The organism is Segatella intestinalis (assembly GCF_029348455.1).
Classification (GTDB): Bacteria; Bacteroidota; Bacteroidia; order Bacteroidales; family Bacteroidaceae; genus Prevotella.
In genome coordinates this window covers 167,757-184,047 of the sequence record NZ_JARJVV010000004.1, presented here as the reverse complement: position 1 = coordinate 184,047, position 16,291 = coordinate 167,757, and the positions used below count along the sequence as shown (strand labels likewise).

Here is a 16,291-nt window from a genome sequence, read left to right as displayed (position 1 = left end):
TGTTTTTGTGATCATTGCTTATAGCCAAGAACACCAAGAACCTTGGTCTCGGCTATGGATTTGATTTCCCACTCTGTCACACTGCTGCTCATGTGCTGACGTAGCATGTGGTCTGCTTCCTTTGTCGAAGGAGCATTGACGTAGATGGTCTGTGGTGAGAACTTCTTTACGCCAGTTTCTTCATCCTCAGTGACAAGGGAGACGACGGTCTTGTACCAGTGGTTGCCTTCTTTCTCGTCTTCTTTCAGGATCTCCGTGATAGGTTCACGTGAGATGGCTGTGATGTCGAAGTCTCTGGTTCCGATAAGCTCAGTAGCAGCTTTGGTGGCACGTTTCTCTGTCTCGGTGAAGCTCTCGGCATCTACCAGGTATTCTTCACTGACTTTTTTGTTCTTTCCAGTGTCAAGGGCTTTGCCGTATTTGACACGGAATTTATACCAGTATCTTTTCATCTTTGTTCTATGTTATCTTTGAGCAAGTGGTCTCTCGATGACTGTCTGTCGTTCGCCAGCCTCGTATTTCTCGGATGCTATCTGTCGCATCTGGTCATTCTTTGCCAGCACAGCATTGGCAAGGGTGTTGAGAGGCAGCGCTCCTTGACGGTAGGCATCCACAACTTTTTCTGGAAGGGCTATGGTACATGGCACTCTGTCAATGGTTGCGATCAGGCAGTTGGCTCTTATCTCCGGATTCTGGATGCGTGCATTCAGAGGCTCTTCGGGATAGATGCGATAGTTGACTCTGCCACCAGCTTGTTGCGGATGATCCTGTGTCTTGAAGTTGTCCAAGGCTTCATGTCCTGCCTTATTGAGAAGATTCATGCCTCCCATGCCTATGAGTACCATTTTGAGAATCGGGTTCTTGACAAACATACCTGCAACAATGCTTGCAATAGGCATCATGTTATCCTTGATATTGATGGACTTGGTCTTACCGGTGAACATGCCGACGAGCATATCTGGAAGCATGGCCAATACATAACCAAGATTATGGCCTATATCGCTGATACCGTTGAGGCCGAATGACGTGAGAAGCCCTTGCCAACCGTTCATGTTAGTCTGTTCGGGCTGCGTGTTGTTGGTTTCACCTTCAGATTGGTTCACTTCTTCTGTTGGTTCTGCCTGTTGTGCTCCTTCCTCAGATTGTGGCTTTTTCTGCGGTTTTTGCTCCGCTTGTTTCTTCTTTTCCTGCTGCGTTCGTCTGTATTCATCCTCCTTTCCCGGTGCAATGATCATGGGAACATCGGAACGGTCATTGAGTTTGTCACCAACATGAGTGACGAGCATGTCGCTTCCTATCCAGGTGGCAGCAGTCTTCAAGCCACCTCCCAATCCTCCCATACAGGCAAGGTCGGTTACAGAGCCAAGGGCTATACCAGCGTTCTTTTCCCAGACCGATGGCTTATACCGCTTCTCTGCCTCCGAGTCTATCTTGTGATCCAATGGCGATTTTGCGACTTCCTGCGGTAGGTAGAAGATGGTACTCGTGGCAGCCTTTCGTATGATGTAGTCGATGGATGATTTCGGTATTTTGTCCTTTATCATCTTGTCGATCATCTTCTGTTCCATGGAGGCATTGACCGTGATATGCTGTCGCTTCAACTCTTTCTTGACCATCACAATATAGTCTTCCGTGGTCTTGGATGTCCATTTGCCTGTGTATTTGAGAGTGTCATTTTGTGCCTGCATGGATGCCATACCACCGTCAGGTCCAGCTGCTGCTGCCATCAGACCTGCAAACGAATTGGAGTTTGACCGCAACTCGTCTGCAAGCTTGTTCTGTAGGTTATTCCGAACTTTATTCATAATCGGTATAACCTTAGTATTGAATATCTTATCCTGTTTTGACTCTACCATAGCTTTATGTTTACAAGTTTAATTGGTTGAGGATTTGTTCTCTGGTCTGTTCGATGGCGTTGTGATAGACTTCCATCTGTTTTGGGAAATATTCCTCCAGCCATTCGTCCTTCTCGATGTTGTCGTTGATGAACTTGATGGCCAGATTTCTTTCTATCTCAATGGCAGCTTCGCCTTTCTCGCTGTTATTGAACCAAGCCTTAGTCCACCATCTGATTCCCGACTTGTCGGGATAGACGCTCACCAGGCGTGGAATGTCGAAGCTTTGAACATCGATGTCCAGTTCTGCCAGTGGGTCAACTATTCCGCTTGTCGCTATTGCCCAGTCTTGTGCTTTTTTTTTTCGATGGCACTCATGCTTGACAGAAAGATCTGATGGCGCAAGGCGAGATAGTTTAGAAAATCTCCAATAAGGAGGTTCTGTACTCGCTCGGCTATTGGAATGCTTCTTGATCCCATTCCCAATGGATTCGCCATGGAAGGCAGGGTTTCATAGAAGTAATTCTTCATGGCCGACATGGTGAAGATGTTGCGAAGTGCAAGTTCCGTATGCTCTGGTAGGGCATAGATGCCTTGGCTCATGTCGCTCATGTAGTCGGGGAAGAAGCGCATCATGAGGTCTTCAATCTCCTTCTGGTCTTTGTCATACATGGTATGAACATCCATGTCAAGAGTGACGAACTGAGGTGCTGCGCCTGGCTTGCCGTTCTGTTCCATCACTTTCAGATTGCTATAGATCATGGTGAGGAACTCCAGTGGATTGAGTTCTTCGCCCTTGTATTTGACTTCTACATGGAGGGAGTCGGCACTGACAGCGATGACTTGCCCTGCCTTTACCTCTTTGCCGTAGTTGGTAAACACGTTGCTCAGGTGGGCATAGGTCACTTCATAGTCACCATATCTCGTAATCTGGTAGATGCCGTGAATAGCATCGTTGCCCAGACCTGTCACCTTGCCGGTAGCTACAGCAGACAGCAGGTAGTTTCTGACCTTGAAGTCAACTCCATGATGGAAAAATGACTCTCCTGTGCGCGGATGCTTCTGTTTGCCGTAACCCAGGGACATGGTCACTTCTCCGTTTCTTTCCTCGAATGGCATGCAATAGCCACTGTCGGAATGCAGTATCATTTCTTGTGTATAGTGCATTGTATAATACTTTGTTATAGTGTTTGTTATCTTCGTCTGCTTACAGTATTGGTTTGTTCTACTTCTTGCTGCTTTTCTTCTTCCTTGTGGTTGTTTGCCTTACGGTCACTGTTGCCACCAAGTAGGCTGCTTAGATTGGCATTGTTGCCTATCATCATCATTCCGAGAACGGCTCCAGCTATCTTGCCTAACCATCCGAAGCGACCGAAGACGAGGAGGGCAGAGACTACAAGTCCTACAAGGCTGAGACCTGAAACGTTGCCTTTGCCTATGTTGCTGAAGAAGTTTCCGAACATGTCACCGCCATGACCAGAGAACATGGCTCTAAGGAAGCCAGACATACCGCTCCACTTGGAATCCACGCTGCTGATAGCCCCATTAACATTGTCAGAGAGTCCTGTAACAGAGTCTTTCAGGTCTTTCACGCCATCGCCAATCCCTGATACAGTGTCGCCAATCTTCTTGGTGGTGTCTTCTCCTATGACGGCATCGCTGACAATGCCTACAACGCTTTTGTCCGTGGTGAGTTTCTCCCAACCAATGTAACCAAGACTTCCTCCGACAATTGCGCTTTTAGTGGCAGAACCTACGCCTTTCAAGGTCTGCTGAGGATGAAGCACAGCACTGCCCACTGAGTGTGCAGTTGCACTGGTCATCCTTCCTCCCAATCGGAGAGTTGCTTTCAAAAATGAACCCCAACCCATAATGTTATGTATTTCTAAATTATTGTATTGTTATTTGTTATCTGATTATGTTGAACCTTTACTTCAAGGTCTTGCATTCCTTCGCCATCGTTCTTTACATCGCTGTACAATGGTAGGTTTGTCCACTTCACTCCTGGCTCCATAGTCTATCTCTGCCCAAACGTCTGACAGTCTGGTGTACTTTACTGCCCGTATCAACCGTTTGAGTTTCTGGTTCATCAGTTTGAGTTTCGGTCGTATGCCAAAGACTATCTCCAGTCGCTGCTTCTCTGTCATCTTGTTATTAGAGAGGCATACCTGCCTGACATCATTGACTATCTCGACACTGCTCATGACAAGTTCCCGATAGAGTTTGTTGCGATTGGAGGACAGAGCCACGGCAAGAGCATTGGTCGTCTGATGGCTGAGCTGGTGGCTGTAGGTTCCGAGTTGTGCCACGAGACGGTCTATCTCGTGATAGAAACCATAGATCTGAGCTGCATAGCTGATGATGCTGTTGAAACGGTCAAGATAGTTATTGAACTCTTTCTGTAGGTTGGTTGTACCTTCCACCTCTTCCTCGATCCATATATGGCCTGTAGATACAAGTTGCATCATCTGTTCCTGCTGCTTCAACTCTTTCTTGGCCTTGTCGGTATATTGGAATATCATACCTGCCAGGACAGGGTCATTGCCCTGGGCACGGAGAAAACTCCCATCCTCCCCATCAAAGGGAAGGATGAGAGAAAAGAGAAGTAATATGAGAGCATAGAGACGTTTCATAAATGTTATCCTCAAATAATATTTCTTATGGTGTTACAACTCTGGCACATCTGCGCCATCTGCCAAGGGCTTGACTGGCTATTTCGGCATTGCTCCGGTCGAGCATTCCTGCCGTGACATTGTTCCAGACATCGGCCATGGTGTAGTATCTGATGCTTAGACATAGCCTTGACAGCTTCTTGTTGAACTGTGCCAGACGGTCGTTCAGTTCCCAGAGGGTTTTGCTTCGTTCTGCACCAGTGAGCATATTCTCATTGCCACCTTTGGCTATGGCATCCTTTAAAGTGGTATATACCGTGACGAGCTCTGTGGCCGTCTCGATATAGAGATTGTTCATGCTCGCTGTCGCCACAATGCCCTGTGGGTTGCTTGCTATGGCCTTCTTCAGATTGCACAAGTTGATGAAGATTCTCACACCGTCGTCATAGAGCGAAGTGCAGGCTTTCAACGTGGAAGCATAACCCGATGCCGTTTTCAGATAGCTGTTGTATTTCTTTTCCCATTTGTGAATCTGCGAGAACTCGGCTGCGATGGTGTTCTGCAGGAATGCAGTCTTCTGCTGGTCTTCTATCTGGTTCTTGATCTGACCATTGATAAGTTCGTTTCCCTCAGCCAAGGCAACATACTCCAATGGATTGCCGGAGGCAACCTGAGCATGAGCTATAGTAGGCAGCAGCATTAACGCTAAGGTAATGGCTGCAACAACCTTGCTTCTTCTGTTATCTGTTGGTAATTTCATATATGCCTTTTCTCTTTTTGTTGTATTCTACACGTTCACGGATGATTCTCACCACGTCCAACCTTTCTTTCACACCGTAGATGTCCAGTTTGGGATTGGAGCGGTCTCCGCTGAATATCCATACTGTCTTCAATCCGAACAACTGTTCCAGGATGTCACGGTTCTCGCTGAAATCCACCACTCGGTACAGCTCTATGTAATCACTGGTTCTGGTCAGTACTCCATGCTGGATGATGAGCTGTTCAGAGGTGATGATATATCTTAGTTTGTAGAGATATAAGCATCTATAGAGCATGATGCAGGTCATCACACCTCCAAGTACCACGAAAGGCATCTTGTAGGTGATGCTGTCATGACCGGCAACAAGGAACAGGGCACAGCTGATGATGAACGATATCCCTTGCGAGATGATATACTGCGCCCAATGAGGGCGTAGGGTGATGATGTTGTATCGTCTGATTGGGTCTGCCATATTCGTTATCGTTTAAATCCATGATGTTTGGTTTCCTCGTTCTCTTCTTGCCGTTCAATGGTTAAGTCCACACCGTTCTCGTCAAATGCGGTCTCTACTACGTCGGTCATAGAGAACTGTTTCTTGTCAAGTAGCTCATCGTTGAAGTCCTTGTAGCCTTCCGATGGCTCTTCCCGTATAATCTTCACGGGAGCGAGGTCTTGGTCTTCGTGCAGGTTGAGCTTCTGTAGCAGTGCATCCTTGAAGTCCTTGAAAGCTTTATTCATCTTGTCAGCAGCTTCCTGCTTGTCTTCTTTACACAAGAAGGGAGAGTAGTGATACTCCAATGCCTCTTCTTTTGCAGAATCGTAAATTAGGTAGAGCTGTTTGAGTTCTTGGGGTAGTAAGCTGTAGTTCTCATCATTGAAACTTAGCAGTTCCTTGATGGTTCTCGGCTGTTTGTCGAAGCTTTCCATGAACTCCCTCATTTCAGCAGGTACATTTCCTGGAGCTACAGGACTCTGTTTGCTTGCTATATCCTCGAAGTTTGCCACAAACTGCTTTCCTGCCACATCCTTGTCAAAGCCAAGGTGGAAGGTGGCTTGGGGTGCAGCTTTCAACAATCCCTGTATCTGCCCATAGCTTGGGTTACCTCCAGTAGAGACATAGACTCCGGCTTTCAGATCCTGCCGTCCACGCTGGTCCAATCCTGATTCCTTGCGCATCTGCAGCTGGTAAAATGCCATGGCATCGTATGCGCTTTCAAAGACAAGTACGATACGGGCATCCTGGAGTGCCGTATTCTTGGGACTTGCCATCCATAATCCTTCGCTGGCGTTGGTGCCGGTAGCCATGCCTTTTCGGGCAGAACCGTCCTTTCGTGGATAGCCTCTTTCCTCTAAGCCTACACATTTGTCATGTTGCCCAGGGATGTGCATGGGGAAGGAGAGATTCTTATAGGTGCTGCCATCTTTTGCTGTTTTCGATGCGAGGAAGAAGCTGTGATGGAAGGCACAACGGGTGGCGAAATCAATTCCTCTTGACTTGAAGAAGGCGTAGAACGGCTTCTGTGACTCGAAGTCTTTGGGATTGAAACGGTCAATCTTGTAGTCATTGATATCAAATGGCTTGCTGCTGACAGTTGGATTATGCACGTCCTGACTCCGATGTTCTACCGGGATGTTAAGCAGGCGTTGGCAGACCTTATGGACAAGGGCTGATTCCTTCATGCCATACTTGTACTCCTTGAAAAGATCTGGATGTTCCCAGATGAAGGAGGTAACAGAGTAGAGCTTGATGGTTGGCGGCTGGAAACAGCAGTTCTTGTTGGGCATGACAATGTACTTGTCTCCACTGATTCTTTTTCCGTCGCTGCCCAGGCGTACATACGCAGTATAGCGCAAGCCATCACGCTTGTAAAACGTGTAGCCTGCGTCCTCCAATACGTCCTTGATGTTAAGACGGCTTCTGTAGTCTGCAAATGTCTGTTCGTCTGTCATCTCTTGAATGTGAATTGTTGTTTATCTGCCATGACCTAAGCCTACACCGTGTTCTCCTGCATTGAGTCCTGCATCGAAGGCTCGTGAAGCAAGGTCTTGCGGTGAATCCACGCTGCCCTTAAAATATACATGTGGCCCATGGGCATGGTCATGATGGTGTTCTACGAATACTGCCGGTGCTGGACGGTCTCTGCCCAGTTCACTCATCACGGCAAGTCCTGCAAGGAGTGCTCCTCCAATCTGAGCCCCGATATTTTTGCCTTCTCCAGGGATGGTTTTCATATCCACCTCCTTGAAGATGTGGGAGAAGAGTTTCATGCGGTGGTAGTCATCGATAGCCATGAACTTGTCATACTGCTTTTGGGTAATCTCATGGCTGATGCTCTCTCCGTTGATGACGGCTGTCATGCGAAACTTGGCGTTGCCTTTCTCATCCTTCTGGATTTCTCCCTGCTCATTACGTAATGGCTCAACCTTGATGTCATCAACTTGAACCTCTCTGCCATGCTTGCCTTCACGGAACCATCCCTTGCTCTCGTTCTGCTCATACAGGCTATTGCCATCTACATGTGCAACACTGCGGTCTTCTGGCTCAATAGTAATCTGGTCGCCATTAGATGGGAGTGTCTGGTCAATCACCATCTGTTGGCGGTTGTTGAGTTCTGCCTCAATCTCTGGTCTGAGCTTCAAGCTGATCTGCTCTTTGGAATTGAGCATATCCATCGTCAGTTTGTCCTGAAAATCGTTTCTGATGGCATTGTTGATGATGTCGATGCGGTTCTGGACTGGTACCTGCTTGATGGAATTGTTGGTCAACTTCTTCACCTCATCCTCAGTGAGATCATAGACAAAGTCCTGCTTGGCAGCTGTGGACTGGATGGTTAGTGTCTTGTTGGCTGCATCTACGATAATGCCATGAGACGAAAGACACTCCTGCCATTTGTCATTGCTGAAATAGACCTTGGAGGTGATGAGTTCTTTGTATGGCTTGGCAGGTTCCTGGGGACGTGGACGAACCACTACAGGGGTAATGACTGATTGCAGGTCTGCCAACACATCCTGCGAAGGTTGCTGTACCATGTTTTGCTGACCACCTTTATAATAGAAGCCATAACCGCCATTTTGCAACTCGCCCGGCTTCATTCTGCCGTCAGGACGTTCTGGTACGATTGGAGCACCCTGCATGAACATGGCTCCTCCAACTCTGCGCATGTGGAATCCTTCCTGGCATCGTGGAGTCCAACCAAGGAATCTTCCGTGATATGGATCCATCATCATGTGGGCATGTCGTTTGTTCCAGGGAAGTCTGCCGTATTCGCCAACGCCTATGCGGTAGCCGTGGAGTCCCATGGCAACACGGCCATTGGCATTTCTGGCATGAACGAAGTCACGTGGCATGTAGAAATCATTCTTCACGAGTTCTGCCACGGTGTTATAGGCTTGCTTGTTGGCTGAGTTTGCTCCCCAGTCAATCAAGGCTCTGTGCTGTTGTGCGGTGATGGCGTAGGTCAGCAGAGGGGAATCGTGACCTTGAACGGCCAATTGATAACCTTCTCCTTGTCTGATGATATGTGCTTGCATACCATTCTTTCTGAGAATCTCCTGAAGCTCTGGTGCCAGGTCTCTGCCTACTGGTAATGCATTTGATCTGATTGACATATTCTAATGCTGTTTATTGATTCTGTACTGTGTGATTATTCGCCAGCTTCAATCTGCTCGCCCTTCCAATCGACAAATTCCTCTGCCGATTCCTCATTGACAATGAGATCCTTCTCTTTGCAGAAGGCAGTGTATTCCTCCTGCCATTCAGGGGAGTGGTGGTTGATGTAGTCAAGCCAGCCATATTCTCCGCTCTGGACTTTCTCCACGAGCACGTCTTCTGGATAGTACTTTACATTTGCCATGAAATCTTGTTTTATGGGTTAATACTTTGGGTTATCGCTGCATCATGCGCATACCCAGTTTCTTCTGTTCGTTCCACATCTCTTCGGTATAGTTCTCTTCTGGGATGTAGTCGAGATTGCCATCTTCATCCATAGTCCAACAGCCGAAGATGCCAAAGTTGAACTTATCCCAGTCACGCTTGGCTTCTCTCTTCCAAACAAGTTCGTTGCCTGCTGCGAAACGGATGCCGGTGTTGGAGTTGAGGTCGATACCGATGGATTGTTCCTCGTCATCCTCTACGATGGTAAGGATGTCACCATTCTGCAACTTCTGCATCTCTGCGCCAGTAAGGTGGTAGCGGTCTGCTACATACTGGATGTTTCTGCCGATGACTGGGGTTGGAACACTGAGCACCTGCTTGCTTTCTGGATCAAGCTGGAAGAAACACTTACTGCCGAGTTCCTTGCCAACCTCGTTGCTCTCCAAATGGCCAACGATAGGCTTTCCTGCAACAAGGTTCTTCTCCTGCTGCTCGTTGAAGAGTTTCAAGTCTAACTCATCGAGCTGTGGATAGAAGAGTACATCAACGCCACCTTCGGCTGTTCTTACCAGGCTGAATCTGGTTCGTGCCTTGACTTCCTCACCATCATCGGCTGTGATATGAACTGGCAGGACTGGCGACTTGCGACCATTGTAGATGTTCTGGAGGACATCGGTGGGTAAGTCGTCAATCATTGTCTGGGTGAGTCCGAAACGTTCAAGGATGCCATAAGGCATCTCGTTCTCATCGAAATTGTAATTCATTTGCTTCTGTTTTATTCGTTTTTTATTTGGTGGCTGACCTATGACAGGTCTTATTCAGACTGGGCCTAAAGCCAAACCGACAACAAAGTTACATTGTAGATATAGAAGAAGATAAATATGTATGTTAGTATCATCAAAGTTTTATAGATAGTTATGAAAGTAGTATGATTATTCTTCAATTATCATACTATAAACATAAATAAAGTTAGATATAATAGGGAAGAGGTAACTTCTTTCGTGTTGTTTTGCTGAGTCTGATTACCTTTGCAACATGAAAGCAATAAAGACACTCATATTGATACTGACAATGATGCTTACAAAGACTCCTTCACATGCCCAATTCAATACGATTGGGTATGTGAAGAAGCATAGTATATCTAAAAAGAAGAGTCCACAAGAAACAACTCATGTTGCTTCTGTGGACTCTGTAATGAAGTCTGATTCCTTGCCTCAAGATTCTTCCAAAGATGTTCTTCCTTATCTCAGGGTTTCGTTTCCGTTGAAAAACATTCAGATCAATTCAAGATTTGGTATGCGTAATCACCCGGTGAAGCACAAGACAATCATGCACAACGGCGTGGATCTGGCAGCTCATTACGAGAAAGTGTTTTCCATGTTTCCAGGGGAAGTGACTGGCGTTGGTCATGACAATCGCTCAGGTAAGTATGTCACAGTCAGAACTACTGCCTATACCATCAGCTATTGCCATCTTTCTGCTTTCTGGGTTTCAAAGGGGATGTTCGTCAATGCAGGAGAGGTGCTTGGGGTATCTGGAAGTTCCGGAATGTCAACTGGCCCCCATCTGCACTTGACAACAAAAAAGGATGGCAAGGTGTTTGACCCTGTCATCCTTCTGAAGTATGTTCAAAGCATTACAAAGTAGTGCTTGATTAGCATCATTGCTTCTTGCATTTTACCCAAATAGCTTCGTCACCTATAGACATTTTCATCTCTGAAACTGTAGATGTCGCAGTAATGATGGTATAAGAAGCAAATAGTTCACCCTCAACATATGTGTTTAGTGTGTTTCCTTTCAAAGACCATGTTCCACGACCAGTTCCGAAATGTCCTGAGCCGTAATAAGAACCGTCAGCATTGAATGTGGCGTAAGTCTTTCTGAAAGGCCAGTCAACATAAGTGCCAGACTCAGATGTCTTTACTGCAGTCATCTCCCAGGTTCCAACAATCATTGACTTATCATAGTCTCCATTGTCTGAATCGTCATCACTGCTGCATGATATGAATGCAAAAGATGCTACCACGAGGGTAAGAAGGAAAAATAAATACTTTTTCATAATGTTCTTGTTATTTTGAATTTACCAATTGTCATTTTCATTACCAGATAAGCCATTCTTGATGCACTCCTCAATCTTATCCATTACAACATTAGAGTAGGCATGAGCCATGACAAGTGCTTTGCAGGAAGTCTTCTTGTGAGAGTCCTTCTTGGCAAAAGGATAACATTTATCAAGTGGCCAATTCTGATCAGAACGGGTAGGGATAGTGCCTCCCATTGCACCCATCCAACCGCCACCAACGGCAACATTGACAGAATAGAATGGTACTGTGTAGGTAACACGAACCTTATTGTCCTTTATATCACATTTGATAACAGGGCGTAAATTAACGTTGTAAGCGTTAGTACCACCTGCATGTTGTGCAATACTCTCTACAAAACCCTGTGCGATGATGGTTCCCAATTCCTTGTCATTCAATTTGATGACGGAGTTCGCATCATTGAAAGTTGCGGTGAACCAATAGTTAAGCAACACATAAAGCTGATCTTTGGTCTTGCCTTCAGCAGGGATTACCTGAGTATAGGTGATGGCATTGTTCTTATCCAATGTCAACTGGGTACCGAGATTGGTTGCTGCATCAACCCATTTCTCTCCATACTTTTCTTTTGCGTACTTTTCCAACTCATCTGCTCGAAGAATTTGAGCATCGACAGCACTGCATACAAACAATGCAGCAAGTGCAACTAAAATAAACTTTTTCATTTTTCTATATTGTTTTGATAGACATTATTCTTTTAAAAATCAAATCCGAGTTTGACGCTAACTGACTCTGTATCATATGTATCAGGCTTGCGAGTATAACTCATATCATATCTGCCATTGAAACGTTCAAATGTTTCAAATTCAAGTTTCTCTGCAGCATATCCTACAGATAAGCTAAGTCCCTGTTTGCTATTCAGAGCATATCTTACACCCAATGAAGCCACCACGTATAGACCACCATTATTGGTTACAAACGTTCCTCCTTTGATGTCAAAGAAAGGCGAAATCTTGCCTTTCGTGAAATTGCTGCGGAAGTTTGCGAAAACCGGAATATCTACTTTACTGTCTCTTACATCAAGTGGTATTTCCATATCACCAGTTTTGTAAGATGACATAAAATGCAAGCCAGTACCAGCACCAAGGAAGATATAAGGATTCACTTGATAGCCATGGGTTGTGTTGACTTCAAAACGACCAAAGTCATAGTCACCGATACCAACAGAATAACCTGCGTCAACATGGCCTTTATAGCCAGATTGCATACTTTGCGCATTGCTATTGATGGCGAAAGCCATTGTAGCTGCTAAAAGAATTGCTATTTTCTTCATGACCTTATAATATAATAATGTGAAAAATCTATTTTCAGAAGGTAACTACCAACCGCAATTATCGTCATAGCACTCATCATTCTCGATGCCTTCATACTCATCACGATCACAATAACTACTATCATGATAGTCTTCATAAGAACAATCATGGTCGCAGCAGCAATCGTCATAACCATCTTCATAGCCACGAGCATAGTTTTCATGGTCTGAGGTTGTATTATTACCAGCGTTGCGATGCGCTTTCTTTTGGCTGTTTGAAACGCCGCTTGAAAATAAAAAATCGAATAGTCCCATACCTTTTCCTATTAATGTTTAATTTCTGATGCAAAGGTATGAAAGTCTTGTGCAGTCTATCTGCACTATAAAAAGATAGTGCATATTACTGGATAAAAAAAGCAGAAAGAACTGTTTCTTCCTGCTTAAATTAGCTGTTTTGACCTATTATAATTGCCTTAATGTATCTACAAAGTATGCTTCTTTTGCTTTCATCTTTTCACAGAAGTCTGCATAAGATGTGGACGTATGACAAATCTCAATACCTAATATATATAGTGATGCAGATGAGTCCTTCAATCGTGATTTTGGAATTTTCTGCTGTCTTTCAGACAAAGGAGCTATAAAAACTCCTTTCGAGGCCTGTAAGTTAGTGATGTATGTGATTAACTGATGAAGGTCATCACGATTAACTTTTGAAACCTTTTCATAACTTTCAAGCTTCTTGTATTTTGCATCGAGAACAATATCATCTTTATAGAAATCTGGATAACGGATTCCACTATGATCTTCAAACAAATAGATTCCACCTTTATGTTTCTTGTTTTCAGGATGCTTGAAGCCCTCTTTTTGTAGAATGGTATTCAGATACTCTTCCCAAAGCCAGGCTCCATCAAACAGAATACCGCAAATTTCCTCATCCGTTTCTCCGTACTTTACTTCTTCCATTCTTAGAATTTGTAAGCAAAGGCATTGCAGGGGCTGGTATTCCGTATAGTAGGGATGACTCTTATGTCTAAGGTTCTTACCAATAATTGCACCACGCTCATTTTTGTTATATGAAGGAGTTAGTGAAATTATGGATTTTACATTGTCTATAGTTTCCTGGTCTAAACCTAATACGGATTGACCATATCTCTTTGACTTCATAAACTCAATTGTATGACGGATTAACTCTGTCATGTCATTGTCATAGGTATATTCACGAGTGGAGTATGCCACATTTCCTGCAAACGGAATGTTTTGGGCAATATGGCGTCCCCAGTCAATAGTACCTTTTAATTTTGCATCGTTATGTTTGAAGTTCTGATACTCTCTGTATATGCCCTGGCGCATTGCGTTCCTTAGCAAGTGAGGGAACATAAACATGATAAAGTCAAATACATCCTCTTTTTCGTTGTTGTGATTAAGGTCAAAGAGATTGAATGAAAAGACCTTTTGAAGCATGTAATGTAAGAGATAGTCGTCGCGTCCTTCGTCAAAGCGGGATTTAATTTTTATCTGCAGGTTTCCAACACCGATAAACCCCATCACATTTCCTGTGGTAATACGTACCTTTTCAGGGTCACTTGTATTTAGAATGGTCATAACAGAAGCTTCACCGACTTTATCGTCAGAATCCTCTATACTATAGGGAAATATTAGCAGATTCTCATTTTCATGACATAATTGAGCTATTGTCTTGTCGGCAATAGGAAATAAAGCTGAGACATCTTTACGAAGAAATATCCCAGCTTTCACCTGTCCAATATTATTGTCTGTTAAGTTAATTCTCATCGACCAATTCGTTATCATTAATATTTGAGTTGCTTTCTTTGGTATCGAAGTAAGCATTTCTCAACTTTTCCATGATTTCTTCTGATTTGCGGAAACCACGGATATATTCTCGAAGCAATGGTTCGATATTCATATTCCACAGCTTTTCAAAGTTTCCACCTTTATCACCCAACTTTAAGAAGTATGATGGTCCAACCTGGTAGGCAGGTCCCAGCCCTTCAATCTTGGATATCTCATTATTCAATCTTACCATAACATTTTTTGCCTTAGTAGCACATTCGAGTTTGTCGAGCATAGATTGTGTATCTTCTGGCTTTATCTCCTTCCAGGTGAATCTGCGACGCATAGCAAAGTCCATGCTCTCGATACTACGGTCTATATCATTCATTGTACCAAGAATGAATACGTTTTCTGGAATATAAAATCCTTCTGCAAATACATCTGTTTCAGGGACAAGGTTCTGATATTGAGTCTTTACTCGAATATCTTTCTTGCCTCTATAACCAGGGTCTATGGCATAGAATAGCTCTCCAAATATTTTTGAAGCTTCTCCACGATTGATTTCATCAATGATAAAGACAAATGGCTTACGCTCAATTTTGTTTGCTGATATAACTTGCGTCTTATATTTCATTTCACGAATAGCTTTCGTAATAATGAATGCATAAGAATCAGGTTGTGTACCAAATTTTCTGTTAAAATAGGTACGGATATCACGCACTATATTTAGTGGAACATCATTGGTCAGCAACTCTATTATTTCATCAGCGTTTATAGGAATAAGTGGCGTTTTAGGGTTACTATCATTATGAGCTATAATGTTTCTCCCTTTGATTTCATCTATCGTAAACTCACTTCCATTTGATAATTTAAATTTTGTGTCGTTGTCTATAGAATCATCAATAAATTGCTGTAACTTATTTTCCCAAGATAATTCTTTAGAGAGATTTTCAATACTCTTTGCAGAATCAATCAAGTTCTTGATAGCTTTTTTGCAAAACTCTTTAAAAATTCCATCTTTACGTTCAAATCCCATCTGTCCTTCTGACATCATGATAGGTCTCAGTCCTTCTACAAAATCAGTATAGTCGTAAGACGGATGAAATTGCACAAAGCACATTTCGTCTTTACCACATCCCATTTCTTTTGCTATGGCCTGTGCCATAAAGGTCTTACCTGTACCAGGAGCACCAGTCAGAACTAAGTTCTTGCTTTCCTTAAGCAAATCAATATATTTTTGATACATCATAGTGTTGTCTATTTTTGTTTCAACAAGATCATTTTCATTATCTTCCTTGTCAGTATCTGTGTTTTTTAATAATGCTCTATTATAGTACCATAATACGGTTTGGGCAGTAAGTGGCATACTTTGAATACATCCATTATTCTTTATTTCGTCATTGATGGACAAAATCAATTCATCCTCTTTCTCAATCTTTGGAATAACGTATTGATCCAGTAATTCGTAAAAATGAACAAGCTTTAGACCTGCCTTTCGTGGCTTAACCTCTAAAAGTTTACATAAATTCTTATATACGTCATTTTTATAAAAAGTATATTTCTGAGGATTATGGAATGCCAAGAAACAACTGATAAGTCGTTCATCGCACATTGCACTCGTATGATTGGTAAACTTTGCTTTAATCTTATCATCCCATAATGTTTTGCAACTTTCAGTAAAATTTTCTACTCTTTCTTGCAGAAGGATGTTTTCATCAAACAGTGCTCTAAAGAGTTTTCTATACTCTTCTGGTTCATATTTCGCAAAATTTCTAATTGCGGTAATCTGTGAACTGAAACATAGATTCTTAAATTCTAGAGAATTAATCTCTTTAGAAAAATCTATAGCATTAGGGTCTGGGTGCCCATTTTGTTTGGACACCAATTCCCATTTATATAATTCTTCTAAATTAGAATCACCATTTAGTCCATATTGGATTTGGTGATTCTTGAATAATGTAACTATATCTTTTAAACTCATATTTGTTCTTTCTGATTAAAATTAAATTTCCTCCAGAGAACTCTACCTTATCAGTTCTATAAATTACAATTAGGGCAGCCTTTTGGT

General features: G+C 43.5%; 19 protein-coding genes. 1 reads left to right on the top strand and 18 read right to left on the bottom strand.

Going from position 1 to position 16,291, the window contains the following annotated elements; translation table 11 throughout:
* Positions 1–11 precede the first annotated feature (11 nt).
* The 12 genes from P3T48_RS03955 to P3T48_RS03900 form a co-directional block, all read right to left on the bottom strand.
* Positions 12–452, bottom strand: a complete 441-nt coding sequence (locus P3T48_RS03955) for a DUF4494 domain-containing protein (RefSeq protein WP_117695423.1) — start codon at positions 450–452, stop codon at positions 12–14.
* 12 nt (positions 453–464) lie between these two features.
* Complete coding sequence (locus P3T48_RS03950; RefSeq protein ID WP_443217164.1) at positions 465–1,856, bottom strand: hypothetical protein; 1,392 nt, start codon at positions 1,854–1,856, stop codon at positions 465–467.
* A gap of 10 nt (positions 1,857–1,866) precedes the next feature.
* A complete protein-coding gene (locus P3T48_RS03945; protein ID WP_094880505.1) occupies positions 1,867–2,148 on the bottom strand; it encodes a hypothetical protein in 282 nt (93 codons plus the stop codon).
* A gap of 23 nt (positions 2,149–2,171) precedes the next feature.
* Positions 2,172–3,002, bottom strand: a complete 831-nt coding sequence (locus tag P3T48_RS03940; RefSeq protein WP_276505730.1) for a M23 family metallopeptidase — start codon at positions 3,000–3,002, stop codon at positions 2,172–2,174.
* Between the two features lie 26 nt (positions 3,003–3,028).
* Positions 3,029–3,706: a hypothetical protein gene (locus P3T48_RS03935; RefSeq protein ID WP_276505729.1), complete on the bottom strand. Its 678-nt coding sequence runs from the start codon at positions 3,704–3,706 to the stop codon at positions 3,029–3,031.
* 63 nt (positions 3,707–3,769) lie between these two features.
* Positions 3,770–4,468: a hypothetical protein gene (locus P3T48_RS03930; protein WP_276505728.1), complete on the bottom strand. Its 699-nt coding sequence runs from the start codon at positions 4,466–4,468 to the stop codon at positions 3,770–3,772.
* A 25-nt stretch (positions 4,469–4,493) separates the two neighbouring features.
* Positions 4,494–5,207: a hypothetical protein gene (locus P3T48_RS03925; protein WP_276505727.1), complete on the bottom strand. Its 714-nt coding sequence runs from the start codon at positions 5,205–5,207 to the stop codon at positions 4,494–4,496.
* Complete coding sequence (locus tag P3T48_RS03920) at positions 5,188–5,679, bottom strand: PH domain-containing protein (protein WP_276505726.1); 492 nt, start codon at positions 5,677–5,679, stop codon at positions 5,188–5,190. The genes P3T48_RS03925 and P3T48_RS03920 overlap by 20 nt, the downstream gene beginning before the upstream one ends.
* A 5-nt stretch (positions 5,680–5,684) precedes the next feature.
* The gene (locus P3T48_RS03915) at positions 5,685–7,157 is read right to left on the bottom strand and encodes a toprim domain-containing protein (protein ID WP_276505725.1); all 1,473 of its coding nucleotides are present in this window, start codon (positions 7,155–7,157) and stop codon (positions 5,685–5,687) included.
* A gap of 21 nt (positions 7,158–7,178) precedes the next feature.
* Positions 7,179–8,816: a hypothetical protein gene (locus P3T48_RS03910; protein WP_276505724.1), complete on the bottom strand. Its 1,638-nt coding sequence runs from the start codon at positions 8,814–8,816 to the stop codon at positions 7,179–7,181.
* A gap of 35 nt (positions 8,817–8,851) precedes the next feature.
* The gene (locus P3T48_RS03905; protein WP_117695413.1) at positions 8,852–9,061 is read right to left on the bottom strand and encodes a hypothetical protein; all 210 of its coding nucleotides are present in this window, start codon (positions 9,059–9,061) and stop codon (positions 8,852–8,854) included.
* A gap of 31 nt (positions 9,062–9,092) precedes the next feature.
* Complete coding sequence (locus tag P3T48_RS03900; RefSeq protein WP_218486598.1) at positions 9,093–9,845, bottom strand: DUF4099 domain-containing protein; 753 nt, start codon at positions 9,843–9,845, stop codon at positions 9,093–9,095.
* Between the two features lie 271 nt (positions 9,846–10,116).
* Between P3T48_RS03900 and P3T48_RS03895 the strand changes: the two genes are divergently transcribed.
* Positions 10,117–10,728 (top strand): M23 family metallopeptidase, encoded by a 612-nt coding sequence (locus P3T48_RS03895; protein WP_276505723.1) that lies wholly within the window; start codon positions 10,117–10,119, stop codon positions 10,726–10,728.
* Positions 10,729–10,741: 13 nt separating this feature from the next.
* Here P3T48_RS03895 and P3T48_RS03890 read toward each other — a convergent pair whose 3' ends face one another.
* The 6 genes from P3T48_RS03890 to P3T48_RS03865 form a co-directional block, all read right to left on the bottom strand.
* Positions 10,742–11,140 (bottom strand): lipocalin-like domain-containing protein, encoded by a 399-nt coding sequence (locus tag P3T48_RS03890; protein WP_276505722.1) that lies wholly within the window; start codon positions 11,138–11,140, stop codon positions 10,742–10,744.
* Between the two features lie 21 nt (positions 11,141–11,161).
* Entirely contained in the window at positions 11,162–11,845 is a 684-nt protein-coding gene (locus P3T48_RS03885; RefSeq protein WP_144153291.1) for a DUF4468 domain-containing protein, read from the bottom strand.
* Between the two features lie 32 nt (positions 11,846–11,877).
* Complete coding sequence (locus P3T48_RS03880; protein ID WP_144153289.1) at positions 11,878–12,453, bottom strand: outer membrane beta-barrel protein; 576 nt, start codon at positions 12,451–12,453, stop codon at positions 11,878–11,880.
* A gap of 45 nt (positions 12,454–12,498) precedes the next feature.
* On the bottom strand, positions 12,499–12,747 hold the full coding sequence (locus tag P3T48_RS03875) for a hypothetical protein (protein ID WP_217745562.1): 249 nt from the start codon (positions 12,745–12,747) through the stop codon (positions 12,499–12,501).
* 147 nt (positions 12,748–12,894) lie between these two features.
* Positions 12,895–14,223: an McrC family protein gene (locus P3T48_RS03870; RefSeq protein WP_276505721.1), complete on the bottom strand. Its 1,329-nt coding sequence runs from the start codon at positions 14,221–14,223 to the stop codon at positions 12,895–12,897.
* Positions 14,213–16,204, bottom strand: a complete 1,992-nt coding sequence (locus P3T48_RS03865) for an AAA family ATPase (protein WP_276505720.1) — start codon at positions 16,202–16,204, stop codon at positions 14,213–14,215. Before P3T48_RS03865 ends, P3T48_RS03870 begins: the two co-directional genes overlap by 11 nt.
* Positions 16,205–16,291: the final 87 nt, after the last annotated feature.

Coding starts and splice junctions, on each gene's coding strand:
- P3T48_RS03955 (WP_117695423.1), bottom strand. CDS start 452: ATGAAAAGATACTGGTATAAATTCCGTGTCAAATACGGCAAAGCCCTT.
- P3T48_RS03950 (WP_443217164.1), bottom strand. CDS start 1,856: ATGGTAGAGTCAAAACAGGATAAGATATTCAATACTAAGGTTATACCG.
- P3T48_RS03940 (WP_276505730.1), bottom strand. CDS start 3,002: ATGCACTATACACAAGAAATGATACTGCATTCCGACAGTGGCTATTGC.
- P3T48_RS03935 (WP_276505729.1), bottom strand. CDS start 3,706: ATGGGTTGGGGTTCATTTTTGAAAGCAACTCTCCGATTGGGAGGAAGG.
- P3T48_RS03930 (WP_276505728.1), bottom strand. CDS start 4,468: ATGAAACGTCTCTATGCTCTCATATTACTTCTCTTTTCTCTCATCCTT.
- P3T48_RS03925 (WP_276505727.1), bottom strand. CDS start 5,207: ATGAAATTACCAACAGATAACAGAAGAAGCAAGGTTGTTGCAGCCATT.
- P3T48_RS03920 (WP_276505726.1), bottom strand. CDS start 5,679: ATGGCAGACCCAATCAGACGATACAACATCATCACCCTACGCCCTCAT.
- P3T48_RS03915 (WP_276505725.1), bottom strand. CDS start 7,157: ATGACAGACGAACAGACATTTGCAGACTACAGAAGCCGTCTTAACATC.
- P3T48_RS03910 (WP_276505724.1), bottom strand. CDS start 8,816: ATGTCAATCAGATCAAATGCATTACCAGTAGGCAGAGACCTGGCACCA.
- P3T48_RS03905 (WP_117695413.1), bottom strand. CDS start 9,061: ATGGCAAATGTAAAGTACTATCCAGAAGACGTGCTCGTGGAGAAAGTC.
- P3T48_RS03900 (WP_218486598.1), bottom strand. CDS start 9,845: ATGAATTACAATTTCGATGAGAACGAGATGCCTTATGGCATCCTTGAA.
- P3T48_RS03895 (WP_276505723.1), top strand. CDS start 10,117: ATGAAAGCAATAAAGACACTCATATTGATACTGACAATGATGCTTACA.
- P3T48_RS03890 (WP_276505722.1), bottom strand. CDS start 11,140: ATGAAAAAGTATTTATTTTTCCTTCTTACCCTCGTGGTAGCATCTTTT.
- P3T48_RS03885 (WP_144153291.1), bottom strand. CDS start 11,845: ATGAAAAAGTTTATTTTAGTTGCACTTGCTGCATTGTTTGTATGCAGT.
- P3T48_RS03880 (WP_144153289.1), bottom strand. CDS start 12,453: ATGAAGAAAATAGCAATTCTTTTAGCAGCTACAATGGCTTTCGCCATC.
- P3T48_RS03875 (WP_217745562.1), bottom strand. CDS start 12,747: ATGGGACTATTCGATTTTTTATTTTCAAGCGGCGTTTCAAACAGCCAA.
- P3T48_RS03870 (WP_276505721.1), bottom strand. CDS start 14,223: ATGAGAATTAACTTAACAGACAATAATATTGGACAGGTGAAAGCTGGG.
- P3T48_RS03865 (WP_276505720.1), bottom strand. CDS start 16,204: ATGAGTTTAAAAGATATAGTTACATTATTCAAGAATCACCAAATCCAA.